The organism is Chromobacterium haemolyticum (assembly GCF_002081825.1).
GTDB classification, from domain to species: domain Bacteria; phylum Pseudomonadota; class Gammaproteobacteria; order Burkholderiales; family Chromobacteriaceae; genus Chromobacterium; species Chromobacterium fluminis.
The window spans coordinates 61,421-84,496 of sequence record NZ_MUKU01000001.1; the positions used below are offsets into that span (position 1 = coordinate 61,421).

General features: G+C 61.1%; 22 protein-coding genes. 11 read left to right on the plus strand and 11 right to left on the minus strand.

Annotated elements, in window-relative coordinates:
- The first annotated feature begins 22 nt into the window (after positions 1–22).
- Positions 23–931 carry a site-specific tyrosine recombinase XerD gene (gene xerD, locus B0T39_RS00330; RefSeq protein WP_254894456.1) on the plus strand — a complete coding sequence of 303 codons (909 nt, stop codon included), beginning with the start codon at positions 23–25 and terminating at the stop codon, positions 929–931.
- Positions 932–984: 53 nt separating this feature from the next.
- Here the strand turns inward: xerD and clpA are convergent, their stop codons facing one another.
- Together clpA and clpS are read right to left on the minus strand one after the other, a co-directional pair.
- The gene (clpA, locus tag B0T39_RS00335) at positions 985–3,261 is read right to left on the minus strand and encodes an ATP-dependent Clp protease ATP-binding subunit ClpA (RefSeq protein ID WP_081544296.1); all 2,277 of its coding nucleotides are present in this window, start codon (positions 3,259–3,261) and stop codon (positions 985–987) included.
- Complete coding sequence (clpS, locus tag B0T39_RS00340) at positions 3,261–3,569, minus strand: ATP-dependent Clp protease adapter ClpS (RefSeq protein ID WP_019101854.1); 309 nt, start codon at positions 3,567–3,569, stop codon at positions 3,261–3,263. The genes clpA and clpS overlap by 1 nt, the downstream gene beginning before the upstream one ends.
- Positions 3,570–3,799: 230 nt before the next feature.
- On the opposite strand from clpS, the gene B0T39_RS00345 reads away from it, so the two are divergent.
- Complete coding sequence (locus B0T39_RS00345) at positions 3,800–4,003, plus strand: cold-shock protein (protein WP_019101271.1); 204 nt, start codon at positions 3,800–3,802, stop codon at positions 4,001–4,003.
- Positions 4,004–4,088: 85 nt separating this feature from the next.
- Here the strand turns inward: B0T39_RS00345 and B0T39_RS25430 are convergent, their stop codons facing one another.
- A complete protein-coding gene (locus B0T39_RS25430) occupies positions 4,089–4,286 on the minus strand; it encodes a hypothetical protein (RefSeq protein WP_081544297.1) in 198 nt (65 codons plus the stop codon).
- Positions 4,287–4,622: 336 nt separating this feature from the next.
- Between B0T39_RS25430 and B0T39_RS25435 the strand changes: the two genes are divergently transcribed.
- Positions 4,623–5,066, plus strand: a complete 444-nt coding sequence (locus B0T39_RS25435) for a LysR substrate-binding domain-containing protein (RefSeq protein WP_176219447.1) — start codon at positions 4,623–4,625, stop codon at positions 5,064–5,066.
- Between the two features lie 146 nt (positions 5,067–5,212).
- On the opposite strand, the gene B0T39_RS00360 is transcribed toward B0T39_RS25435, so the two are convergent.
- The 3 genes from B0T39_RS00360 to B0T39_RS00370 all read right to left on the minus strand — a co-directional run bounded on the left by B0T39_RS00360 (position 5,213) and on the right by B0T39_RS00370 (position 8,399).
- Positions 5,213–5,881 (minus strand): GntR family transcriptional regulator, encoded by a 669-nt coding sequence (locus tag B0T39_RS00360; RefSeq protein WP_081544298.1) that lies wholly within the window; start codon positions 5,879–5,881, stop codon positions 5,213–5,215.
- Between the two features lie 497 nt (positions 5,882–6,378).
- Positions 6,379–7,077: a bifunctional 2-polyprenyl-6-hydroxyphenol methylase/3-demethylubiquinol 3-O-methyltransferase UbiG gene (gene ubiG, locus B0T39_RS00365; RefSeq protein ID WP_081544299.1), complete on the minus strand. Its 699-nt coding sequence runs from the start codon at positions 7,075–7,077 to the stop codon at positions 6,379–6,381.
- 2 nt (positions 7,078–7,079) lie between these two features.
- Entirely contained in the window at positions 7,080–8,399 is a 1,320-nt protein-coding gene (locus B0T39_RS00370; protein WP_081544300.1) for a TRZ/ATZ family hydrolase, read from the minus strand.
- 254 nt (positions 8,400–8,653) lie between these two features.
- Here B0T39_RS00370 and B0T39_RS00375 point away from each other — a divergent pair, with 254 nt between their 5' ends.
- The gene (locus B0T39_RS00375; RefSeq protein ID WP_081544301.1) at positions 8,654–11,464 is read left to right on the plus strand and encodes a bifunctional diguanylate cyclase/phosphodiesterase; all 2,811 of its coding nucleotides are present in this window, start codon (positions 8,654–8,656) and stop codon (positions 11,462–11,464) included.
- A 31-nt stretch (positions 11,465–11,495) separates the two neighbouring features.
- On the plus strand, positions 11,496–12,437 hold the full coding sequence (locus tag B0T39_RS00380) for a GGDEF domain-containing protein (protein WP_081544302.1): 942 nt from the start codon (positions 11,496–11,498) through the stop codon (positions 12,435–12,437).
- Between the two features lie 13 nt (positions 12,438–12,450).
- On the opposite strand, the gene B0T39_RS00385 is transcribed toward B0T39_RS00380, so the two are convergent.
- The gene (locus B0T39_RS00385) at positions 12,451–13,368 is read right to left on the minus strand and encodes a LysR family transcriptional regulator (protein WP_081544303.1); all 918 of its coding nucleotides are present in this window, start codon (positions 13,366–13,368) and stop codon (positions 12,451–12,453) included.
- Positions 13,369–13,471: 103 nt separating this feature from the next.
- Between B0T39_RS00385 and B0T39_RS00390 the strand changes: the two genes are divergently transcribed.
- A complete protein-coding gene (locus B0T39_RS00390; RefSeq protein ID WP_081544304.1) occupies positions 13,472–14,461 on the plus strand; it encodes an aldo/keto reductase in 990 nt (329 codons plus the stop codon).
- 8 nt (positions 14,462–14,469) lie between these two features.
- On the opposite strand, the gene B0T39_RS00395 is transcribed toward B0T39_RS00390, so the two are convergent.
- Positions 14,470–14,919 carry a hypothetical protein gene (locus B0T39_RS00395; protein ID WP_081544305.1) on the minus strand — a complete coding sequence of 150 codons (450 nt, stop codon included), beginning with the start codon at positions 14,917–14,919 and terminating at the stop codon, positions 14,470–14,472.
- A gap of 230 nt (positions 14,920–15,149) precedes the next feature.
- Here B0T39_RS00395 and B0T39_RS00400 point away from each other — a divergent pair, with 230 nt between their 5' ends.
- Positions 15,150–15,482 carry a monooxygenase gene (locus B0T39_RS00400; RefSeq protein WP_081544306.1) on the plus strand — a complete coding sequence of 111 codons (333 nt, stop codon included), beginning with the start codon at positions 15,150–15,152 and terminating at the stop codon, positions 15,480–15,482.
- A gap of 142 nt (positions 15,483–15,624) precedes the next feature.
- On the opposite strand, the gene lysS is transcribed toward B0T39_RS00400, so the two are convergent.
- From lysS to B0T39_RS00415, 3 genes are all read right to left on the minus strand, one after another.
- Positions 15,625–17,130: a lysine--tRNA ligase gene (gene lysS / locus B0T39_RS00405; RefSeq protein ID WP_081544307.1), complete on the minus strand. Its 1,506-nt coding sequence runs from the start codon at positions 17,128–17,130 to the stop codon at positions 15,625–15,627.
- Positions 17,131–17,202: 72 nt separating this feature from the next.
- Positions 17,203–18,307 (minus strand): peptide chain release factor 2 gene (gene prfB, locus B0T39_RS00410; protein ID WP_114152232.1). Its coding sequence is split into 2 segments (ribosomal slippage): positions 17,203–18,225 and positions 18,227–18,307, totalling 1,104 coding nucleotides; the frame shifts between segments, so codons are not numbered across the junction.
- Positions 18,308–18,423: 116 nt separating this feature from the next.
- Positions 18,424–19,404 (minus strand): malate dehydrogenase, encoded by a 981-nt coding sequence (locus tag B0T39_RS00415; protein WP_081544309.1) that lies wholly within the window; start codon positions 19,402–19,404, stop codon positions 18,424–18,426.
- 210 nt (positions 19,405–19,614) lie between these two features.
- On the opposite strand from B0T39_RS00415, the gene B0T39_RS00420 reads away from it, so the two are divergent.
- The 4 genes from B0T39_RS00420 (at position 19,615) to sdhA (ending at position 23,069) form a co-directional block, all read left to right on the plus strand.
- Positions 19,615–20,349, plus strand: coding sequence for a GntR family transcriptional regulator (locus B0T39_RS00420; protein ID WP_043632316.1), 735 nt, complete (start codon positions 19,615–19,617; stop codon positions 20,347–20,349).
- A 235-nt stretch (positions 20,350–20,584) separates the two neighbouring features.
- Positions 20,585–20,959 carry a succinate dehydrogenase, cytochrome b556 subunit gene (gene sdhC / locus B0T39_RS00425; protein WP_019103264.1) on the plus strand — a complete coding sequence of 125 codons (375 nt, stop codon included), beginning with the start codon at positions 20,585–20,587 and terminating at the stop codon, positions 20,957–20,959.
- Positions 20,953–21,297: a succinate dehydrogenase, hydrophobic membrane anchor protein gene (gene sdhD / locus B0T39_RS00430; protein WP_081544310.1), complete on the plus strand. Its 345-nt coding sequence runs from the start codon at positions 20,953–20,955 to the stop codon at positions 21,295–21,297. Before sdhC ends, sdhD begins: the two co-directional genes overlap by 7 nt.
- Positions 21,297–23,069 carry a succinate dehydrogenase flavoprotein subunit gene (sdhA, locus tag B0T39_RS00435; RefSeq protein WP_081544311.1) on the plus strand — a complete coding sequence of 591 codons (1,773 nt, stop codon included), beginning with the start codon at positions 21,297–21,299 and terminating at the stop codon, positions 23,067–23,069. Before sdhD ends, sdhA begins: the two co-directional genes overlap by 1 nt.
- The last annotated feature ends 7 nt before the right edge of the window (positions 23,070–23,076 follow it).

Here is a 23,076-nt window from a genome sequence, read left to right on the forward strand (position 1 = left end):
CGCACTTCAGCGGACGACAAAAATGGATGCAAGCAGCGAAGAGATGAAGGCGGCCGAAGACGCCATCGATGCGTTTTTGGACCAATTATGGTTGAGTGATGGTTTGTCCAAGAACACCCTGGCCGCGTATCGACGCGATCTGGGCAAGCTGGCCGCGCGTCTGGGAGATCGAGGCGCACGTTTGACGGAGGCCGGCCCAGAGCAGCTGGAGCAGGCGTTATTGCTGGGGGTGGATCGCGAGAAACCTGCGACTCGGGCGCGGATGGTGTCGGCGATGAAGCGCTTTTATCAATACCTGACGCAGGCGGGTTTGCGCGACGACGATCCTTGCGCGCGTCTGCGCGGGCCCAAACAAGGGCCGCGTTTGCCCAAGTCCCTGTCCGAGCGACATGTGGAAGCCTTGCTGGAGGCGCCCGATGTGGGCACGCCCTTGGGTCTGCGCGACCGGGCAATGCTGGAGCTGCTCTACGCCAGCGGCTTACGCGTGTCGGAGCTGGTGGGGCTGACGTTGCAGCAGGTGAACTTGCTGGACGGTTTGGTCAAGACCATGGGCAAGGGCAATAAGGAAAGACTGGTGCCTTTGGGCGAACTGGCTCAGGAGTGGCTGCAGCGCTATTTGGTCGAGGCGAGGCCGCTCTTGTTGGCGGGAGCGGTCTGCGACACGGTGTTCGTGACCCAGCGCAAGGCGGGCATGACGAGGCAGATGGCCTGGCATCTGATTTCGCAGTACGCCAAGCGGCAAGGTTTGCCGGCGGTGAGCCCGCATGTGTTGCGACATGCTTTCGCCACTCATCTGGTCAACCACGGCGCGGATTTGCGCGTGGTGCAGCTCTTGCTGGGGCATTCGGATATCTCCACCACGCAGATTTATACCCATGTGGCGCGGGAGCGCTTGAAACAGCTGCACGCCAAGCATCATCCACGCGGTTGAGAAGAAAAGAAAAACGCCCGCGCTAGCGGGCGTTGTGTGTTGCGGAAGCAAGATCAAGCGGGTTCGGGCGTCAGGGCCTGGTGGTCGAATTGCAGCTCCACCTTGTCGTCCACCACGGTGACGGTAACTTCGCCGCCGGTGACCAGACGGCCGAACAGCAGCTCGTCTGCCAGCGCCTTGCGCAGCGTGTCCTGAATCAGACGAGCCATCGGGCGGGCGCCCATCAGCGGATCGAAACCGTTCTTCGCCAGGTAGCTGCGCAGTTCGTCGGTGAAGTGGATGTCCACCCGCTTCTCGGCCAACTGCTGTTCCAACTGCATCAGGAACTTGTCCACCACTTGCAGGATGATCTGCTCGTCCAGCGTCTTGAACGGGATGATGGCGTCCAGGCGGTTGCGGAATTCCGGACTGAACTGCTTCTTGATGTCTCCCATCTCGTCGCCGGTCGCCTTGGTCTGGGTGAAGCCCAGAGTGGGCTTGGACAAAGACTCGGCGCCTGCGTTGGTGGTCATGATGATCACCACGTTGCGGAAGTCCGCCTTGCGGCCGTTGTTGTCGGTCAGCGTGCCGTGATCCATCACTTGCAGCAGCACGTTGTAGATGTCCGGATGCGCTTTTTCGATCTCATCCAGCAACACCACCGCGTACGGATGCTTATTGACCGCCTCCGTCAGCTGGCCGCCCTGTTCGAATCCGACATAGCCCGGAGGGGCGCCGATCAGCCGCGACACCGCGTGGCGCTCCATATATTCGGACATGTCGAAGCGGATCAACTCCACGCCCAGGATATAGGCCAGCTGGCGCGCCACCTCGGTCTTGCCTACGCCGGTGGGGCCGGAGAACAGGAAGGAGCCGATCGGCTTTTGCGGATTGCCCAGACCGGAACGCGTCATCTTGATGGCGCTGGCCAGTCCCTCGATGGCTTTCTCCTGGCCGAACACCACGTTTTTCAGATCGCGCTCCAGGTTCTTCAGCACATTCTTGTCGTCGGACGACACGGTCTTGGGCGGAATGCGCGCGATCTTGGCGACGATGTCCTCGATCTCAGTTTTGTTGATGACCTTTTTCTGCTTGGATTTGGGCAGAATCTTCTGCGCGGCGCCGGCCTCGTCTATCACGTCGATGGCTTTGTCCGGCAGATGTCGATCATTGATGAAGCGCGCGGACAACTCCGCCGCGGTGGATAGCGCCGATTGCGTGTACTTGACGCCGTGGTGGGCCTCGAAGCGCGATTTCAGCCCCTTGAGGATTTCCACGGTCTGCTCCACCGTCGGTTCGTTGACGTCGATCTTCTGGAAACGGCGCGACAGCGCGTTGTCCTTCTCGAAGATGCTGCGGTATTCGTTGTAGGTGGTCGCCCCGATACAGCGCAGGCTGCCGTTGGAGAGCGCAGGCTTGAGCAGGTTGGACGCGTCTAGCGTGCCGCCCGAGGCCGCGCCGGCGCCGATCAGAGTGTGAATCTCGTCGATGAACAGAATCGCGTTGCTGTCCTCGGTCAGTTGCTTGATCACCGCCTTCAGCCGCTGTTCAAAATCGCCGCGGTATTTGGTGCCGGCCAGCAGCGCGCCCATGTCCAGCGCGTAGACGTTGGACTTGGCCAGAATCTCCGGCACTTCGCCGTTGACGATTCGGCGCGCCAGACCTTCAGCGATGGCGGTTTTGCCAACGCCGGCTTCGCCCACTAGCAGCGGATTGTTCTTGCGGCGGCGGCACAGGATCTGAACAGTGCGTTCCAACTCGGATTCGCGGCCGATCAGCGGGTCTATCTTGCCTTCGCGCGCCTGCTGGTTGAGGTTCTGCGTGTAATTTTCCAAGGCTCCGCCCGGACCGGTGGCCTGTTCCTCGCTTTCCGCTTCGCCGCTGCTGTCGCGAGGCTCTTGCGGTTGCTGTTGGGAGCGTTGCTTGGTAATTCCGTGAGAAATGAAATTCACCACGTCCAGCCGCGAAATGCCTTGCTGGTGCAGATAGTACACCGCGTGGGAGTCCTTCTCGCCAAAGATGGCCACCAGGATGTTAGCCCCGGTCACCTCTTTTTTGCCGGAAGACTGCACGTGCAGGATCGCGCGCTGAATCACGCGCTGGAAACCGAGTGTGGGTTGAGTTTCCACCTCCGCCTCTCCAGGCACGGTGGGGGTGTGCTCATCGATAAAATCGCCCAGCTGTTTTTTCAGCTGGTCGATATTGGCTCCACATGCGCGCAGTACTTCGGCAGCCGACGGGTTGTCGGTCATCGCGAGTAACAGATGCTCCACGCTGATGAACTCGTGGCGCTTGCGCCTTGCGTCCATGAACGCCATGTGCAGGCTTACTTCAAGCTCCTGGGCAATCATCAGTTTTCCTCCATAACGCACTGGAGCGGATGCTGGTGCGCTTTCGCATATTGCAACACCTGCTCGACCTTTGTTGCAGCCACGTCTTTGGTATAAACGCCACACACGCCGTGACCTTGCGTGTGGACTTGCAGCATGATGTGAGTGGCCTTTTCGCGGTTCATGTAGAAGAACTGCTGGAGAACCTGGATCACAAAATCCATCGGGGTAAAATCATCGTTCAATAACAAGACCTTATACATCGGGGGTGGGTTTTCCCTAACCCGGGACGCCTCTTGTATGGCATCGTCCTTGAACTGCGTAGACATGTCGGCTTTCGTGGAATCTGCGTCTTACTTCAATTTGGGTTCCCCGAGAGTTTTTTTCAAGGGGACTGGCACTTTTCCTCTACGACTTGACGATGAGCGGCGGGTTGCGTAGAAATGCAGCTGGTGCTTGGCTTAACTGTTTGGCATTTTTTGCCCTAGGCAAGCCAGACAACTCTTATTAAGCTCTAAGTTGGTCGGCTTCACCAGCCTTTTTTTGCAAGGAAGTAAGAATGGCATTAGGTACCGTTAAGTGGTTCAATGACGCTAAAGGCTTTGGCTTCATTACTCCGGATGAAGGCGGCGAGGATTTGTTCGCTCACTTCTCGGCCATCAACATGCAAGGCTTCAAAACCCTGAAAGAAGGGCAGCGTGTAAGCTTTGAAGTGGTGTCCGGTCCGAAGGGCAAGCAAGCGTCCAATATTCAGAACGCGTAACACCGGTTTTACTGTCTGTCTGCCGCAAGGCAAACAGCCCAGCTGATTGATGAAAAGCCCGCCTTCCGGCGGGCTTTTGTTGTTGTCAGGCCGCTTGTTTGGCCGCTCTCGGCGAGGCTGCGCCAAATTGGCGCGCCAGCGCAATGAAGGTGAGCGCGCCCGCGGCGGCCAGCAGCAGCCAGGGCAGGCCGGCTTGATGCTGGCGTTGAGCAAAGTCGTACCGCCAGCTGCCGGCGCCACCACCCAGGGGCCAGTCCCAGCCTGGACGGGTCAGGCTGGCCACCAGGGCTTCCCGCGCGTGCTCGGCGATGAGGGTGCCGAGAAAGAACGCCGTCAGGATGACGAAGGCGGCCAGCGGTTGCCGCCGCCGCGGCCAAGAACGCGGCAGCGCCGCCCAGGCAGACCCAGCGGAAGTCGAATTGCAGCAGCCAGGAGCCGAACAAGGCGCTGCCCAGGCCGGAGAGCAAAAGCTGCCACAGGGAGTCCGCGAAGGCCATGGCGCGGAACCCACAGCGGCCTGCCTGGCCTTTTTACCATCGGCGCAGCAGGCGGCGTCGGCTCAGGAGCAGGGCAGGGAAATTCTGCAGGGCACGCTGGCCTTACCCTGTCTGCGGTTTTCGTGTCTTCCGTCGCTTACCTCTGCGGTTTTGGTCCTTTGCTGCTGGATCTGGCCGAAGCGCCGCTGGAAATCCGCTGCAACACCAACCATTCGCCGCAAATCATGCGGAACCTGTTGTCTGGTTTGGTGCAGATGGGTTTTGTGCTGCCTTGCCCGGCGATGGCGGGCATTCAGATGGAAACATTGTGGCGTTCTCCCATCGTGGCTGTGGCGGCGGCTGGACATCCCCTGGCGGAGCGGGAACAGCCGCGGTATCTGGAGGTGGCGGCGGCTTACCGGATTGCGCCCCAGTACTGGGGCGTGGAGTGCGATGAATTGATTCGTCGGTTGCGGCTGGCCCGCACTGTGGCCCAGCCCATCCATGCGGTTCAACCGGCGTCGGCGGCCAGGGAACTGGCCTTGCGCCACGGCTTTCTTTGCTTCATGCCGGAGTTGTCAATTTAGTCTGATCTGGCCGACAGTGTTTTGCGATGGCTGAAAATTGCCGATCTGCCGGCTTGGCAGTGGGAAGTGACCATGGCCTGGCGCGCCGGGACGAAGGGAAGGAGTGGGTGTTGGACGCCGCCCGGGCCTTGGCCGGGCGGTGGGCGTCAATGGCGTCCGCTTAGCGACTCGGCCGCGCTTTGCGCCAGCTGGCTGTATTGCTGGCCGAATTCGGCCACCATCTGGCGCAATTTGGCGGTGTCGCGGGCAATGATGGTCTTGAGCAGATTTTCCAGGAAGAGTTGGGTCTGGTCCATCTGGCTCTTGCCGGCTCGCAAAATGGCGAACAGACAGCGTTGGGTGAGCGGCAGCAAGTCTTTCAGCGTGTGTTCCAGATAGCGGTTGCCGGCATAGAGATACAGGGTGTCGAGGAAATCGACGCCGTGTTCGTAAAAGCCCTGCAAATCGTCTTTGCGGTTGCATTCGGCCAACTGGGTGGTGACTTCGAAGAAGTGGGCCAGGTCGTCGTTCTGCCAGGAGGTGGCGAGGTTGCAGACGGCTTGGTCCAGCAGCAGAAACCACAGTTCGAAGAAATGGCGCACATCCTGGCCGGTGATGCTGGATACCACCGCGCCGCGGCGCGGGAAAATCTCCACCAGATGGCGGCGTTGCAAAATCAATAAAGCTTCGCGCACGGACCCGCGGCTGACTTCCAGCTCCGACGCAATGCGCAATTCCTGAATGCGCTCCCCAGCTTGCATCGTGCCTTGTATGATTTGTTTGCCCAGGTATTGGGCGATTTGTTCGGTCAGTGAGTCGTTCGCTTTGAACGTCATCTTGCTCTCCGGAATAGAATATTATTATTTTCCTATGTTTGATATGCGAGGGCAATCAAACTGCAATGTTTGTCTGGCAGTAGTTTGTCCGACAGATTGTTGTTATCAAAACATTATCAGCGGTTTTGACGCCAACTGTTGTCAACTTGCCGCACTAGACAAGCATTACTGAGGTTTTGCTTGCGCATTCATCATATCAATCATACGATTAAAACGCTTGTTTGAAATGGCTGACACGAGAGGGGCTATCAAAATAGGCGAGAGGCGTCGGAGAGGTATTTCCGCCGTCTTGCGGACTCGGCCGGCGGCCGGCCCGCGCGGGGAAAGCAGCCTGGCAGGCGACGGGTGGCGCAAGCCGAATGTCGCCGCAAGCGGGCCGTCCCGCGAGGGTGTTGAAGCCGGCGCGGCGTTCGCGAACTTTAGCGGGTTGTGTCCGGTGTGGAACCGGGAGTGTGATTCAGGCCTTCGCCTTTGGCGAAGGCCTTTTTTCTTGCCGCTTATTCGGGGCGACGGCAGGCCATCAGGTAGTTGACGGCGGTATCGTCGCCCAGCGAGTAGATGCGGGTCAGCGGGTTGTAGCTCATGCCGCGGACGGCGTCCAGATCCAGACCGGCGTTTCGGGCCATGCGCGATAACTCCGAGGGCTTGAGGAAGCGCGCGTACTCGTGGGTGCCGCGAGGCAGCATGTTCAGCACGTATTCTGCGCCGACTACCGCCAGCAGATAGGATTTGGCGTTGCGGTTGAGCGTGGAGAAGAACACCCAGCCGCCGGGCTTGACCAGGCTGGCGCAGCTGCGCACCACGCTTTGAGGGTCCGGCACGTGTTCCAGCATTTCCATGCAGGTGACCACGTCGAAGCTGGCCGGCGCTTCTTCCGCCAGTTCTTCCACCGCCACACAGCGGTAATCCACCGCCACGCCGGACTCCAGGCTGTGTAGTTGGGCCACTTTCAGCGACTTCTTGGCCAGGTCGATGCCGGTGACGGCGGCGCCGCGCGCGGCCATGCTCTCCGCCAGGATGCCGCCGCCGCAGCCTACGTCCAGCACTTGCTTGCCGGCAATGGCGGCGCGTTGGTCGATGAAGCCCAGGCGCAGGGGGTTGATTTCATGTAGCGGCTTGAACTCGCCGCTCATGTCCCACCATTTGTGCGCCAGTTGGCTGAATTTGTCGATTTCGGTTTCGTCTACATTGATCATGATTATTTCGCCAGGATGCGGTGACGCCAGTCTTCGGCGCGCGCCTTGAGCGCCGCTTCGTCCAGAGTCTTGAGTTGGCGTTGTTCCAATAGGGCTTGGCCATTGACCCAGACGTGGCTGACTTGTTCGCGGCCGGCCGCGTACACCACGTGGGAGATCGGATCGAAGGCCGGCGCGGTTTCGATGGCGGATAGGTCGATGGCGATCAGGTCGGCCTGTTTGCCGGCCTTGATCGAGCCGACCTTGTCTGCGATGCCCAGCGCGCGGGCGCCGTTGAGCGTGGCCATGCGGATGGCCGCGGCGGCCGGCACCGAGGTGGGGTCCAGCGTGCCCACTTTAGCCAGCAGCGCCGCCAGCCGGGTTTCCGCCAACATGTCCAACTTGTTGTTGGAGGCGGCGCCGTCGGTGCCTATGCCCACCGCGATGCCGGCCTGCAGCATCTTGGGAATGGGGGCGATGCCGGAAGCCAGTTTCATATTGGACGAGGGATTGTGCGCCACCGATACGCCGTGCTTGGCGGCGATTTCGATTTCCTCGTCGTTCAAATGCACCATGTGGGCAGCGATCAGACGCGGCGACAGCAAGCCCAGTTGTTGCAGGCGGGCCAGCGGGCGCTGGTGGCGTTCCTTGACGCTGTTGTTCACCTCGTCCGCGGTTTCATGGATGTGGCAATGGATCAGCATGTCTTCCTGCTCGGCCAGCGTCACCACCTTGGCGAAGGTGTCGTCCGATACCGTATAAGGCGCGTGCGGCGCCAGCGTGAAGGTGATCAGTTCTTCGCCCAGGAACTGGCGACGTTCGGCCAGGGACTTGCTGATGTAGTCGTCGGCGTTGCTGGCGTAATTGGTGGGGAACTCTAGGATGGAACAGCCGACAAAGGTGCGCATGCCGGAGGCCAGGCCCGCGCGGGCCATCGCGCCATGGTAGAAATACATGTCGTTGATGGTGGTGGTACCGCCGCGGATCATTTCTCCCATCGCCAGCAGCGCGCCGTCGAACACGAAGTCGTCGCGCACGTGCTTGCCCTCGGCCGGCCAGATATGATTGGTCAGCCAGTCCATCAGCGCCTTGTCGTCGGCCAGGCCGCGCAAGAGCGTCATCGCGGAGTGGCCGTGAAGATTGATCAGGCCTGGCATCAGCACATGGTTGGGCAATTCCACGCGTTGATCCGCCTCCAGCGCGCCGGCTTGGTCGGCTGGAATAATCGCGGCAATCCTGCCATTCTTCAAAGCAATGGCGTGGTTTTCCAGGATTTCTCCGTCTTCCTCGACGGTAATGATCCAGCGGGCGGTGATAATTTTGTCATAACGGGACTGGGACATGGAGCAATCCTGGCGCGATTTTGAAGTGACGTGGATTGTAGGCCGAGGCTAAATTCAAGGCAATGACGGAGCGTGGAAAGCAGCGCCAGAGCGTGCCGGCGGCAGGCTTGCCGGATCCACGCTTGACAAGGCGATGACTAGTGAATATTCCAGCATTTTGCCGGGATTATCCGGTGTATACTTTTGAAAATATGAACAACTGACGCATGGGCTCAATTGCCTGCGGCTAATGGCGAGCGATAATAAACGCAAACATGGCACACCACGCTGACGATAAATCCACAGCCAGTACCGGCCTCTCCCTTAGGGCTGTCTTTCTCATCGCCGTAGTGCTGGGCTTGCTGATCCCCGCATCCATCATCAGTTATCTGAGCTTCAATATTCAAAGGGACGCGCTGACCGCCCAGCTGGAAACCGATCAAAAACGCCTGTTGGACATCGTGGCCCTGGGCATGCAGGAGCCCTTGTGGAACCTGAGCCGCCAGGCGGGCAATCCCTTGATCGCTTCGGTAATGGAAGATGCGCGGGTCGTTTCCATCCGCGTCACGGACACCCAGTCCAATCAGATATTCCTGTCCTCGGTACGCGCGGAGCGCCGCATCGGCAGCGTGTCTTTCGTGGAAAAACCAGTGATCTACCGCGGCGAGGAAATCGGCCAGGTGACGCTGGAGTTCGACAACGAGCATCTCGCCATCGCGCTCAATAACCAGATCAAGAACATCCTGATGATTCTGGCGGCGCAGCTGGTGTTGTCCATCCTGCTGATCATGAGCATTTTGCATTCGCGTTTCCTCAGCCCGATGAAAGCGCTGACCGAGCAGGCGCGTTTGCTGGCCGAACTCAAGTTGGACCGGCCGTTCGAATGGCAGCGCCGCGATGAGATCGGCCATCTTGGCAAGCATTTGGAATGGACTCGAGCCGAGCTTAAGCGCTTGCTGGACGAGTTGCGCGCCAAGACGCTGGCGCTGGAGGCGGATATTTCCCGCCGCCGCGAGGTGGAGGACGCGCTGCGCCGCTCCGAGAACAAATACCGAGAGTTGTTTTGGTCCAACCTTGACGGCATCGTGATCAGCTCGCTGGACGGCCAGGTGATAGACGCCAACCCCGCCTTCCTCAACCTGATGTGCTACAGCCTGGATCAGCTCAAGCTGCAGAATTTCTGGACTTTGGTGGGGCCGGAGAGCGAGGCGCTGGAACGCTTCAATCTGGACAACAAGGTGCTGCGTTTCGGCTATTGCGACGAGTTCGAGGCCACCTACATCAACCGCTTCGGCAATCCGGTGCCTGTCAGCGTCAAGACCGTGGCGATGCGCGACGCCTTCGGCCGCATCAACGCGGTGTGGCGCATGGTGCGCGACATCTCCGAGAAACGCGCGGCGGAGGAGAGGGTGCAGCTGGCGGCCAAGGTGTTCGAGAACACCGTGGAAGGCATCATGATCACCGACGCCGACAAACGCATCCGCAGCGTCAACCGCGCCTTCACCGAGATCACGGGCTACACCCAGCACGAGGTGCTGGGCCAGAAGACCAGCGTGTTGTCCTCCGGCCGCCACGACCAACCGTTCTACGAGCAGATGTGGCAGTCCATCGCCGACCACGGCTCCTGGCAGGGCGAGTTGTGGAACCGCCGCAAGAACGGGGAGGTGTTCCCGGAATGGCTGGCGATCAACGCGGTGCGCAACAGCCTGGGCGAAATCACCCACTATGTGGCGATTTTCAGCGACCTGACCGAACGCAAGGCGGCCGACGAGCGTATTCAGTTCCTCGCGCATTTCGACGTATTGACCAGCCTGCCCAACCGCGTGCACATGCAGGACCGGGTGGAGCTGGCGATCCACAATGCCGGTCGCGACAACGAGCGGCTGGCGCTGTTGTTGCTGGATCTGGACCGTTTTAAGACCGTTAACGAATCGCTGGGTCATACTGCCGGCGACACCCTGCTGCAGGTGGCGGCGGACCGCATCAAGGGCGTGCTGGGGCCGGGAGAGATGCTGGCGCGTCAGGGCGGCGACGAATTCGTCGTGCTGCTGCCGGTGATTTCCGATCCCGGCGAAGCGGCGCTGGCGGCGGAGCGCATCCGCGACGCGTTCTCCGCCTCGATAGAACTGCACAACCATGTGATCACCATCACGCCGTCGATAGGCATCAGCGTTTACCCGGACGACGGTCGCGACTACGAAACTTTGGTGCGCAACGCCGACGCGGCGATGTACCACGCTAAATCTTCGGGCCGCAACAGTTACAAGTTCTACACGGCCGACCTCAACGCCCGCGCTCGCGAAATCCTGGCGATCGAAAGCCAGCTGCGCTTTGCGCTGGAGCGCGAGGAGTTCGTGTTGCACTACCAGCCGCAAGTGGAAATGGCCAGCGGCCGCATCATCGGCGCGGAGGCGCTGATCCGCTGGAATCATCCATCGCTGGGCGTGTTGGGGCCGGTGCGCTTCATCGAAGTGGCGGAAGAGCGCGGCTTTATCGTGCAGATCGGCAACTGGGTGATAGGCGAGGCCACGCGTCAGTTGGCCGCCTGGCGCAGCCAGGGCCTGCCGGAATTGACTCTGGCCATCAATCTGTCCGCCTTGCAGTTCCGCCAGTCCGATCTGGCCGAGCAGATCACCTCGGCGCTGGCCGCCAACGGCCTGCCCGGCCATGCGCTGGATATCGAAGTGACCGAGAGTGTGGTGATGGAGGACGCGATGGCCACCATCCAGGCCATCGACAATATGAAAAATATGGGGTTGAAGCTGTCCATCGACGACTTCGGCACCGGCTATTCCAGCCTGTCCTATCTCAAGCGCTTCAAAGCGGACAAGCTGAAGATCGACCGCTCCTTCGTGCGCGACATCCCGCACGACGCCGACGACACCGCCATTGCCCGCGCCATCATCAATATGGCCAAGAACCTGAATATGAAGGTGGTGGCGGAAGGGGTGGAAACGATAGAGCAATGGCACTTCCTGCAACGCGAGGGCTGCGAGTACGTGCAAGGCTACTTGATCGCCCGGCCGCTGCCGGCGGACGAGTTCGTCAAACTGCTGGCTCAGGACAGCCTGTTGCCGCAGGAGTGAGCTGACCCAAGGCTGGGGCGGGAGTGCGCTGATGACTTTCAGGATTGGCGACGATGCGGTGGATATCGGCAAGGAAGTGCTGTCGCGCAGCCTGGACTTCGTGCCTATTCCCATCCTGATTTCGGAGTCCGACGCCAAGCTGGACGAGCCCGGCCGGCGCGTCCATCGCTATCTCAATCGCGCGTTCCTGCAACAGATAGGCTACACCTTGGAGCAGATGCCGGACATGGAGGCCTGGTTCCGTCTGGCTTATCCGAATCCGGCCTACCGCTTGGAGGTGGAGCAAAGCTGGTTGCAGGCGGTGAAGGACAGCTTAGCGCTGGGCCGCAACCTGGCGGAGATGACGGTGCACGTGTGCTGCGCCGACGGCTGGCTGCGTTGGTTCATCGTCACCGCGCAACTGCACGCCGACCTGCTGCCCAATTGGCACATCGTCACCTTTCGCGACGTGGACGACCTCAAGTGCATGATGGACGATAACGCTCGTCTGTCGCGCACAGATTTTCTCACCGGATTGATCAATCGCCGCGAGGCGGTGCGCCAGTTGGAGTCCGCCTGGCTTCAATGGCTGCAAACGCGCAGGCCGTTCGCCGTGCTGTTGTGCGATATCGACCACTTTAAGCAGGTGAACGACCGTTTCGGCCATGACGGCGGCGACTATGTGCTGGTGGAGGCGACGCGTTTGTTGCGCGAGGCGTTTCCGGATTTACTCTGTTCGCGCTGGGGCGGGGAGGAGTTCTTGCTGCTGGTTCCGGACGCCGACCATGCCAAAGCGGCGACGCTGGCGGAGCGTGCCCGCCAGCGGCTCGCCAGTGCAAATCTGCAGTGGCAACAGCAGCCGGTGCCGTTGACGCTGAGCATAGGCCATGTCTGTGTGCAGCCGGGCCTGGAAGTGGAGGCCTTGCTGCAGCGCGCGGACGCCGCCTTGTATCGGGCCAAGGCGGCGGGGCGCAATTGCTGTCGGGAGGGATGACGCCGGCGGACTGTCAGTGAGCGGAGGCCGTGGGGCCGGCCATGGCCTGTCTCAAGTAGTCGATGAACACCCGCAGCTTAGCCGGCTGATGCAAGTGGTGCGGGTAATACAGATAAAATGCCTCCGCAGGCGGCATCCACGCCTCCAGCACAGTCACTAGACTGCCGTCGGCCACATGAGGTTCAGCCATCGCTTGCGGCAGATAAACGAGGCCGAGCCCGCCCAGCGCGACGTGCAGCGCCGCCGCGGTGTCGTTGGCGGTTAGCGGTCCTTGCACCGAGACTTCGAACGACCGTCCTGCGTCGACGAATTGCCAGCGGTAGATCTGGCCGCTGCTGGCGAAGCGATAGCGCAGACAATCATGTTGCCGTAACTGGGCCGGATGTTCGGGCGCGCCGCGCGCCTGCAGGTAGCCAGGGCTCGCCGCCACGCAAAAGCGGAGCGGAGCGCTGACCGCCACCGCCTGCATATCCTGCTGCAGGCTCTCGCCAAAGCGCAGGCCGGCGTCCAGGCCACGCTCCACGATATCCACCAATTGATTGTTTACGTCCAGTTCCAGCTGCAGCTGCGGGTACGCGCGCATGAAGCCGGGCAACAGCGGATACAGCAGCAGGCTGGCGGCGGTGTGGGGCAAGGTCAGCTTCAGCGTGCCGCTGACTTGCCCTTGCCATTGACGGGTGTCGTCCAGCGCGCCGTCCAGCTGTTCCAGCAGAGGCGTTATCCGCGCCAGCAGCGCCTGGCCGGCTTCGGTCAGCCCAACCTTGCGGGTGGTGCGGTTCAAGAGGCGTACGCCCAATTGGGCTTCCAACTGGCGCAGAGTCTGGCTTAGCGCCGAGGGTGTGATCTCTTGCTGGGCGGCTGCGCGGGTGAAGCTGCCGTGCCGGGCTATCAGACGGAAAGCTTGCAGCGCATGCAAAGAGTTTTGCGTCATTGTGAAGTTTTTCTACGTAATTTATGCAGATTAATCCTATTTTTTCGGTGGAGGCAAGCGCATATGCTTCAGGCATCCTAACCGACGACGAAAGATGGCAGACATGAAGCAACGTATCCTGGGCCGTAATGGCCCTTCCGTTTCCGCGCTGGGCTTGGGTTGCATGGGCATGAGCGCTTTCTACGGCGCGCATGACGATGCGGAATCGCTGAGCACGCTGAATCACGCGCTCGATCGAGGCGTCAATCTGCTGGACACCGCCGATATGTACGGTCCCTATCGCAATGAGGAGTTGTTGGCGCAAGTATTGAAGTCGCGCCGCCAGGAGGTGGTGTTGGCCACCAAGTTCGGCATCGTGATGGACTCGGCCAATCCCGCCGCGCGCGGCGTCAACGGCCGGCCGGAATACGTGCGCAGCAGCTGCGAAGGCAGTCTCAAGCGGCTGGGCGTCGACGTCATCGACCTTTATTACCTGCACCGCGTGGACCCGCAAGTGCCGATCGAAGAAACCGTGGGCGCGATGGCGGAGCTGGTGCGCGCTGGGAAGGTCCGTTACCTGGGCCTGTCCGAGGCCGCGCCCGACACCTTGCGCCGCGCGCACGGGGTTCATCCCATCCACGCGCTGCAAAGCGAATACTCGTTGTGGACACGGGACCCAGAGCAGCAAACGCTGGCTGTGTGTTGGGAACTGGGCGTCGGTTTTGTCGCCTACAGCCCGCTGGGGCGCGGTTTTTTGACCGGGGCGATCCGAAGCCCGGACGACTTTGACGCCGACGACTACCGGCGCGGCAATCCGCGCTTCCTCGGCGAGAATTTCCGCCGCAATCTGGCGCTGGTGGAGCGGGTGAAGGCCTTGGCCGAAGCCAAGGGCTGCACGCCGGCGCAATTGGCGCTGGCCTGGGTGCTGGCGCACGGAGATCACATCGTCGCCATCCCCGGCGCGCGCCGCATCCGCAATCTGGACGACAATCTGGGCGCGCTGGCGCTGGAACTGAGTCCGGCGGAGAGGGCGGAAATCAATGCGGTCTTTCCGCCGGAGGCCGTCAGCGGCCTGCGCTATACGGCCGAGGTGATGGCGACGCTGGAACGCTGAGAGCGAGGCTAGCGGTTGCGCCGCCAGTCCTGGCGGTCGCGCTCATGGCCGCGGCCATGAGCGTGATCGTCGTCGCCATGCCAGCCGTGGCGTTCGTGTTCGCGCCTGTACTCATGGCCGCGTTGAACCTGCTGATAACGCGGCACGTAGACTTGGCGGTACCACTCGTCGCGAACGAAGTAGACCGGCCGGCCGCAGGCGCCGTAGCGGCCGCAGTAGCGACGCCAATCCTTCATGTGGCCGGGCGGCACCCGCAGATACATCGGCGCCACCGCCACCGGGGCGGGCTGGATGACCACCGGTTGCGGATAGATCAGCTGCGGCTGCGGGAAACCGCCCAGGCTGAGTTGTCCGTAGAAGCCGGGCTGGCCGATGGTGATGGAGACGCCGGCCTGGGCCGGCATGGCGCAGAGCCATGCCGAGGCGCTCAGCGCGGCGAATGCGAATAGACGTTTCATGGCGAATGTCCTTTTAGTCGTACAAGCGAGTGTTGTACTGCCAATATCGTCCGACACTATTGCGCATGCGCGAAGCTGAAGGATGGAATGATGTCTATTGTTGGCGGAAAGGAGGTTTAGCAAACAAAAGCAAAACTTCCCGACCGCGATGGACAGCTTGGCAAGGCGCCCAGCATTGAAACGCCCTGGCTGGGTTGCCGCGAGTCTTGCCTTCTATAGGAAACGCTTTCATGCAAAAACTTCTGCAAGTCCACTTTGATTTTTCCGGTCCTTTCGGCGACGAGATGGCAAGCCGGTTGCAGGAGCTGGCGGCGTCCATCAATCAGGAGCCCGGCTTCATCTGGAAAATATGGACGGAGAACCCGGACCGGCAAGAGGCCGGCGGCATTTATCTGTTTGCCAGCGAAGAAACGGCGCAAGCTTATCTGCGTATGCACAGCGCAAGACTGAAAGCCTTGGGGGTGACCGAGGTCAGCGGCAGGATTTTCGACGTGAATCTGGCGCTCAGCGAGCTCAATCATGCGGGTTTTGCGCGCGGGCCGGAGCCGCTTGGGGCCGAGTAGTCGGCAGCCCTGGTCAGTGGGACTCCGCGCCGACGGCCTTGTCCACGCGTGAAAAGCACGATGCGGGGGGAGGGGGCGCGGGAAAAGAAAAAGCCGCTCGCCGGAAGGCGGGCGGCTTGGTGGCGCCGTAGGCTTGACGCGCTTATTCCGGACGCATCTGCGGGAACAGAATGACGTCGCGGATGGACGGCGCGTCGGTCAGCAGCATCACCAGGCGGTCGATGCCGATGCCGCAGCCGCCGGTCGGCGGCAGGCCGTATTCCATCGCGCGGATGTAGTCGGCGTCGTAGTGCATCGCCTCGTCGTCGCCGGCGTCCTTCTGCGCCACCTGGGACAGGAAGCGCGCGGCCTGGTCTTCCGGATCGTTCAACTCGGAGTAGCCGTTGGCGTGCTCGCGGCCGACGATGAATAGTTCGAAACGCTCGGTCAGGCCCGGCTTGCTGTCGGAACCGCGCGCCAGCGGGGACACTTCCACCGGGTAGTCGATGATGAAGGTCGGGTTCCACAACAGGCTTTCGGCGCACTCTTCAAACAGCGCCAGTTGCAGGCTGCCCAGGCCCGGCGCCGGCGGCAGCTTGCCGCCCAGGCGCTTGATCTCGCTGGCCACCCAGGCCGCGTCGTCCAGTTGAGCATCTGTGTATTGCGGGTTGTAGTGCTTGATCGCGCCGACGATGGTGAAACGGTCGAACGGTTTGCCCAGATCCACTTCCTTGCCTTGATAGCTGACGGTGGTGGAACCGCAGGATACCAGCGCGCATTCGCGGATGATGGTTTCGGTCATCTCCATCATGCGCTGGTAGTCGCTGTAAGCTTCGTAAAACTCGATCATGGTGAACTCGGGGTTGTGGCGCGTGCTCATCCCCTCGTTGCGGAAATTGCGGTTGATTTCGAACACGCGCTCCAGGCCGCCCACCACCAGGCGCTTCAGGTACAGCTCCGGCGCGATGCGCAGGTACAAGGGCATGTCCAGCGCGTTGTGGTGGGTGACGAAAGGCTTGGCCGCGGCGCCGCCCGGAATCGGGTGCATCATCGGGGTTTCCACTTCCAGATAATCCTGGCCCACCATCACGTCGCGCACCTTCTGGATGATCTTGGAACGCTTGATGAAGGTCTGGCGGCTTTCCTCGTTCATGATCAGGTCGGCGTAGCGCTGACGGTACTTGGTTTCCTGATCGGTGATGCCGTGGAATTTTTCCGGCAGCGGGCGGATGTTCTTGGACAGCAGGCGCACTTCGCTGGCTTGTACCGTCAGTTCGCCGGTCTTGGTCTTGAACAGGGTGCCTTTGACGGCGACGATATCGCCCAAGTCCCAGTGCTTGAACTCGGCGTGCAGTGCTTCGCCCACTCCGTCATTGGAGATGTATGCCTGAATGCGGCCGCTGCCGTCTTGCAGCGTGGCGAAGCTGGCCTTGCCCATCACACGTTTCAACATCATGCGGCCGGCGACGGCAACCTCGATCTTTTCGGCTTCCAGCGCTTCTTTTTCCTTGCCGGCGTGAGCGTCCTGCAGGACTTGCGCGAAGTGGCTGCGTTTGAAGTCGTTGGGGAAGGCGATGCGCTGTTCGCGGATGCTTTTCAGCTTTTGGCGGCGCTCCGCCATGATCTGGTTTTCGTCCTGGCTGGGCGATGTTTGCTCGTGTTCAGACATGTTCACTCCGTAATTCAATGCAATGGCTGTTGGCCGCCGCGCGGGCGGCGGCCGGGTTAAGCGGGTTTAGGTTCAGACGCCCTGTTTCAGGCTGGCTTCGATGAAGCCGTCCAGGTCGCCGTCCATGACGCCCTTGATATTGCCCACTTCGTAGCTGGTGCGCAGGTCCTTGATTCGGGACTGGTCGAAGACGTAGGAGCGGATCTGATGACCCCAGCCCACATCGGTCTTGGTGTCTTCCAGCGCCTGCTTGGCCTCGTTGCGCTTTTTCAGTTCCAGTTCGTACAGCTTGGCGCGCAGCATTTGCATCGCTTCGTCGCGGTTGCGGTGCTGGGAGCGGTCGTTCTGGCACTGCACCACGATCCCGGTGGGATTGTGGGTGATGCGCACGGCGGAGTCGGTTTTGTTGATGTGCTGACCGCCGGCGCCGGAGGCGCGGTAGGTGTCGACGCGCAAATCGGCCGGATTGATGTCGATCTCGAAACTGTCGTCCACTTCCGGGTAGACGAAGACGGAGGAGAACGAAGTGTGGCGACGCGCGTTGGAGTCAAACGGGGACACTCGCACCAGGCGGTGCACGCCGACTTCGGAACGCAGCAAGCCGTAGGCGTATTCACCGCTGATCTTCAGTGTGGCGCTGGTGATGCCGGCCACTTCGCCTTCGGATTCTTCCAGCACTTCCACGCTGAAGCCCTTGCGTTCGGCGTAGCGGATATACATGCGCAGCAGCATGCCGGCCCAGTCCTGGGCCTCGGTGCCGCCGGCGCCGGCCTGGATATCCAGGAAGCAGTTGTTCGGGTCCATCGGGTCGTGGAACATCCTGCGGAATTCCAGCTGCGCGAGCTTGGCTTCGGCGGTGTCCAGATCGGCCTGCACGGCCAGGATGGTGTCGTCGTCGTTTTCGGCGCGGCCCATTTCGAACAGTTCGGCGCTGTCGCTGACCATGGCGCTGATCTCGTCGATCACCAGCACCACGTCTTCCAGCTGTTTGCGCTCGCGGCCCAGTTCCTGAGCGCGCTTGGGGTCGTTCCAGATATCCGGGTCTTCGGTCAGGCGGGATACTTCTTCCAGACGGTCTTTTTTACCGTCGTAGTCAAAGATACCCCCGGATATCGGCGCCACGGGTGGCCAGGTCGTCGATCTTGGCCGCGATTTGGTTCAGTACTTCGACTTCAATCATGCTCAACTCCAAATGGCAGTCTGTTAAATATAGGCAGTCGGGAAATCGGGTCTTGATCAAAGACAAAAAAGCGCACCGTAAGGTGCGCTTTTGCTGAAAAGACTTGGGATGGATCAGCCAAACAGGTGAGCGATGGCGGCGCGCTCTTCTTCCAGTTCGGCCAGGGTGAAGTTCATCCGCTCGCGGCTGAACTCGTCGATTTCCAGACCTTGCACAATCTTGTATTCGCCATTTTCGCATACAACCGGGAAGCCGTACATCACGCCTTCCGGGATGCCGTAGGAGCCGTCGGACGGAATGCCCATGGTCACCCACTTGCCGTTGCTGCCCAGTACCCAGTCGTGGACGTGGTCGATGGCTGCATTGGCGGCGGAAGCAGCGGAGGAGAGGCCTCGCGCTTCAATGATGGTGGCGCCGCGCTTGCCCACTGTGGGCAGGAATACGTCGCGGTTCCAGGCTTCGTCGTTGATCATGGCCTTGACCGGCTGACCGGCGATGCTGGCGAAGCGGTAGTCGGCGTACATGGTCGGCGAGTGGTTGCCCCATACCGCCAGTTTCTCGATGGCGGCCACCGGCTTGCCGGTTTTGGCGGCGATCTGGGACAGCGCGCGGTTGTGGTCAAGACGCAACATGGCGGTGAAGTTTTTCGGATTCAGATCCGGGGCGGACTTCATCGCGATCCAGGCGTTGGTGTTGGCCGGGTTGCCCACTACCAGCACTTTCACGTCGCGGGCGGCGTGGTCGTTCAGCGCCTTGCCCTGCACGGTGAAGATGGCGCCGTTGGCTTCCAGCAGATCCTTGCGCTCCATGCCCTTGCTGCGCGGGCGGGCGCCCACCAGCAGCGCGACCTTGACGTCCTTGAAGGCCACGTTCGGGTCGTCGGTGGCGACCATGCCGGCCAACAGCGGGAAAGCGCAGTCTTCCAGTTCCATCATCACGCCCTTGAGGGCGGTTTGCGCTTGCGGCAGGTCCAGCAGTTGCAGGACGACCGGTTGATCCTTGCCGAGCATTTCGCCGCTGGCAATGCGGAACAGCAGACTGTAGCCGATCTGGCCGGCTGCGCCGGTGACGGCGACGCGAACGGGAGCTTTCATTGGCGGACTCTCCTTTGATGTATCCGAAAATGATGATATGCAGATGTTGCTCTGCAGCATTGAATGCTTTTGTGCGGCTGAGTGTAACACGGAGTATAGCCAATGTGGGGGTGGAATCCTCATCAGAAAAGCTGATAGGGCCAGTAAAGTCTTGTATCTTATATAAGACTTGTATTTACGCTTGATTTGTTTGGTGATACAACAGAGAACATGACAGATCGACCGCTGCGTAGACAGCCGCTGTACAGCCAGATCAAGCAGCAGTTGCTGCGCCGGATCGGCGATGGCGAGTGGCAGGAGAACGATGCCTTGCCCAGCGAATGGGATTTGGCGGACGAGCTGGGTGCAAGCCAGGGCACGGTGCGCAAGGCTTTGAGCGAACTGGTGGCCGACGGTCTTTTGTACCGCGCGCAGGGCAGGGGCACTTTCGTGGCGCCGGCGCCCAGCGAGTGGGGCGAAGGCCTGCTGCTGACGCCGGGCCTGTTCAACGAGCAGCCGGACGATCTGGCGCGGGAGTTCCTCGGCATTTCGCGGGGCAACGCCAGCGACGACATGGCCGCGGCATTGCAATTGCGGCGCGCTGCGCCTTTATTGAGAGTTCGGCAGCTGTGGCGTTGGCACGGCATCCCGGTCGCGGTGGACGAGGCCTTCTTGCCGGCCGACGAGTTCGAGGGGCTGGACGCGCGCTGGCTGCGCGGCTCGTCCGGGGTGTACCAGGCGCTGCAGCAGCGCTTCGGCATCCGTTTGAAAGTATTGTGCGAGCAGTTTCGCGCGTTGATGCTGCCGCGCGAGGAAAGCGCGCTGCTCGGCGTCACCGGCATGGTGGCCGAGGCGCCGGCCTTGAGCCTGATCCGGATTTCCGGCTCGATGGAGGGCGTGCCGCTGGAGTGGCGGCAGCGTTACTGTCTGACGCACAACTGGGCTTACACCGCCCGCCGGGCTTGACGCGGCGGGCTTTTGACGTGACATGGAGGGTTGGCCGCTGGTGAAACACGGGCCGCGGCCAGCCAGTTTTGCTAGAATCCCCGGGTCATATTGCACCGCGATATTCCTGGTGCGGCATGAGCGGTAATGACGGGCATCCAGCCATAACAAAAACGGAGCCCTTCAAGCGGGCGGTCTCGTAAGCGGGCCGTCTGTTGTGTAACCTCTTGGTTCTAAAAACATCCAAGGAAGCCATATGCAGAAGCAACGACCAAAGCACCTGGATCTGGCCAAGATCAGATTGCCGATCCCCGGCATCGTCTCGATCTTGCACCGGATCAGCGGTGTTGCGCTGTTCTTTTCTCTCCCACTGTTGATTTACCTGTTGCATGGTTCGCTGAGTTCGGCCGAATCGTTCGAAACCTACCGCGCCGTGGTGGGCAACCCGCTGATGAAGCTGGTGTTGCTCGGCTTGTTGTGGGCGTATATGCACCACTTCTGTGCCGGTATCCGTTTCCTCTTCCTCGATATTCATAAAGGTCTCGAACTGCAGACCGCCCGCGCCACCGCCAAGACCGTTGTGGCAGTCAGCCTGGCGCTGACCGTGGTTCTGGGAGTTGCTCTATGGTAAATCGCAATGTCGTCGGCGCCGGCTATGGCCTGCGCGATTGGATCATGCAGCGCGTCACCGCGGTGATCATGTTGATCTACACCGTGGCTTTGGCTTTGTTCCTGTTGACCATGCCGTCCGGCTACGAAGGCTGGAAGGCGTTCTTCGGCCAGTTCTGGGTGCAATTGCTGACTCAGGTGAGCTTGATCGCCCTGTTCCTCCACGTATGGGTGGGCATCCGCGATCTGTGGATGGACTATGTGAAGCCGGCGGGCATTCGCCTGGCGCTGCACGTGTTCACCATCGTCTGGCTGGTTTCCTGTTTTATCTATTCCGTTAAAGTGGTCTGGGGGCTGTAATGGGTATTCCTGTTCGTCATTTCGACGCCGTTATCGTTGGGGCAGGCGGAGCAGGCATGCGCGCGGCCTTGCAATTGTCCGAGGCCGGCCTGAAGACAGCGGTGCTGTCCAAGGTATTCCCGACCCGCTCCCACACTGTTGCCGCCCAGGGCGGCGTGTCCGCTTCGCTCGGCAATTCCGAGGAAGATCATTGGCACTGGCATATGTACGACACCGTCAAGGGGTCGGACTGGCTGGGCGATCAGGACGCCATCGAATTCATGTGCCGCGAAGCGCCCAAGGTGGTGGTGGAGCTGGAGCACTTCGGCATGCCGTTCGACCGCAACGCCGATGGTTCCATCTATCAGCGCCCGTTCGGCGGCCATATGTCGAACTTCGGCGAGAAGCCGGTGCGCCGCGCTTGCGCCGCCGCGGACCGGACCGGCCACGCCATGCTGCACGCGCTGTACCAGCGCAATGTGCGCGCCAACACCCATTTCTTCGTTGAATGGATGGCGCTGGACCTGATCCGCGACGCCGACGGCAATGTCCAGGGCGTGATCGCTATGGAAATGGAAACCTCGGAAATCGTCGTGTTCCAGGCCAAGGCCACCCTGTTCGCCACCGGCGGCGCCGGCCGCATCTTCGCTTCGTCGACCAATGCCTTCATCAATACCGGCGACGGTTTGGGCATGGCCGCTCGCGCCGGCATTCCGCTGGAAGACATGGAGTTCTGGCAGTTCCACCCGACCGGCGTGGCCGGCGCGGGCGTGCTGATCACCGAAGGCGTGCGCGGCGAAGGCGGCATTCTGCGCAATGCGCAGGGCGAGCGTTTCATGGAGCGCTACGCGCCCAACGCCAAGGACCTGGCCTCCCGCGACGTGGTGTCGCGCGCGATGGTGACCGAGATCAACGAAGGCCGCGGCTGCGGTCCGAACAAGGATCACGTGCTGCTGGACATCACCCACCTGGATCCGGAAGTGATCATGTCCAAGCTGCCGGGCATCCGCGAGATCTCGATCAAGTTCGCCGGCGTGGACCCGATCAAGGCCCCGATTCCGGTGGTGCCCACCTGCCATTACCAGATGGGCGGCATTCCCACCAACTACCACGGCGAAGTGGTGGTGCACGGCGAAAAAGTGCAGGGCTTCTATGCTGCCGGCGAATGTGCGTGCGCGTCGGTGCACGGCGCCAACCGCCTGGGCACCAACTCGCTGTTGGACTTGCTGGTGTTCGGCAAGAGCTCGGCCAACTCCATGATCGAGTTCATCAAGCAGCATCCGGAAGATCTGCCGGAACTGGCGCAGGCCGATGTAGAACGTTCGCTGGCCCGCGTCGAGCGTCTGAACACGCAGACCGGCGGCGTGCAGGTCAACGACGCGCGCGAAGCCATGCAGCGCACCATGCAGGCGCACTGCGGCGTGTTCCGCTTCAAGGACATGCTGGCCGAAGGCGTGGAGAAGATTCTGGAAGTGGAGAAACTGGTGCAGCGCACTGAGATCTCCGACAAGTCCAATGTCTTCAACACCGCCCGCATTGAAGCGCTGGAGCTGGAAAATCTGATCGAAGTGGCCAAGGCCACCATGATTTCGGCCAACGCCCGCACCGAATCGCGCGGCGCCCATGTGCGCGACGACGCCAAGGACTCCGAGGAAACCCCGAACGGCCGCGACGACAAGAACTGGCTGAAGCACACGCTGTGGTATCGCGAAGCCAACCGTCTGGACTACAAGCCGGTCAATCTGAAGCCGCTGTCGGTCGATACGATCGCGCTGAAGACCCGCTCCTACTAAGGGTTCC

Coding starts and splice junctions, on each gene's coding strand:
- B0T39_RS00390 (WP_081544304.1), top strand. CDS start 13,472: ATGAAGCAACGTATCCTGGGCCGTAATGGCCCTTCCGTTTCCGCGCTG.
- B0T39_RS00370 (WP_081544300.1), bottom strand. CDS start 8,399: ATGTCCCAGTCCCGTTATGACAAAATTATCACCGCCCGCTGGATCATT.
- sdhC (WP_019103264.1), top strand. CDS start 20,585: ATGCAGAAGCAACGACCAAAGCACCTGGATCTGGCCAAGATCAGATTG.
- B0T39_RS00380 (WP_081544302.1), top strand. CDS start 11,496: ATGACTTTCAGGATTGGCGACGATGCGGTGGATATCGGCAAGGAAGTG.
- sdhD (WP_081544310.1), top strand. CDS start 20,953: ATGGTAAATCGCAATGTCGTCGGCGCCGGCTATGGCCTGCGCGATTGG.
- clpS (WP_019101854.1), bottom strand. CDS start 3,569: ATGTCTACGCAGTTCAAGGACGATGCCATACAAGAGGCGTCCCGGGTT.
- ubiG (WP_081544299.1), bottom strand. CDS start 7,077: ATGATCAATGTAGACGAAACCGAAATCGACAAATTCAGCCAACTGGCG.
- B0T39_RS00345 (WP_019101271.1), top strand. CDS start 3,800: ATGGCATTAGGTACCGTTAAGTGGTTCAATGACGCTAAAGGCTTTGGC.
- B0T39_RS00360 (WP_081544298.1), bottom strand. CDS start 5,881: ATGACGTTCAAAGCGAACGACTCACTGACCGAACAAATCGCCCAATAC.
- B0T39_RS00400 (WP_081544306.1), top strand. CDS start 15,150: ATGCAAAAACTTCTGCAAGTCCACTTTGATTTTTCCGGTCCTTTCGGC.
- B0T39_RS00415 (WP_081544309.1), bottom strand. CDS start 19,404: ATGAAAGCTCCCGTTCGCGTCGCCGTCACCGGCGCAGCCGGCCAGATC.
- clpA (WP_081544296.1), bottom strand. CDS start 3,261: ATGATTGCCCAGGAGCTTGAAGTAAGCCTGCACATGGCGTTCATGGAC.
- lysS (WP_081544307.1), bottom strand. CDS start 17,130: ATGTCTGAACACGAGCAAACATCGCCCAGCCAGGACGAAAACCAGATC.
- B0T39_RS00385 (WP_081544303.1), bottom strand. CDS start 13,368: ATGACGCAAAACTCTTTGCATGCGCTGCAAGCTTTCCGTCTGATAGCC.
- xerD (WP_254894456.1), top strand. CDS start 23: ATGGATGCAAGCAGCGAAGAGATGAAGGCGGCCGAAGACGCCATCGAT.
- B0T39_RS00395 (WP_081544305.1), bottom strand. CDS start 14,919: ATGAAACGTCTATTCGCATTCGCCGCGCTGAGCGCCTCGGCATGGCTC.
- B0T39_RS00420 (WP_043632316.1), top strand. CDS start 19,615: ATGACAGATCGACCGCTGCGTAGACAGCCGCTGTACAGCCAGATCAAG.
- B0T39_RS00375 (WP_081544301.1), top strand. CDS start 8,654: ATGGCACACCACGCTGACGATAAATCCACAGCCAGTACCGGCCTCTCC.
- sdhA (WP_081544311.1), top strand. CDS start 21,297: ATGGGTATTCCTGTTCGTCATTTCGACGCCGTTATCGTTGGGGCAGGC.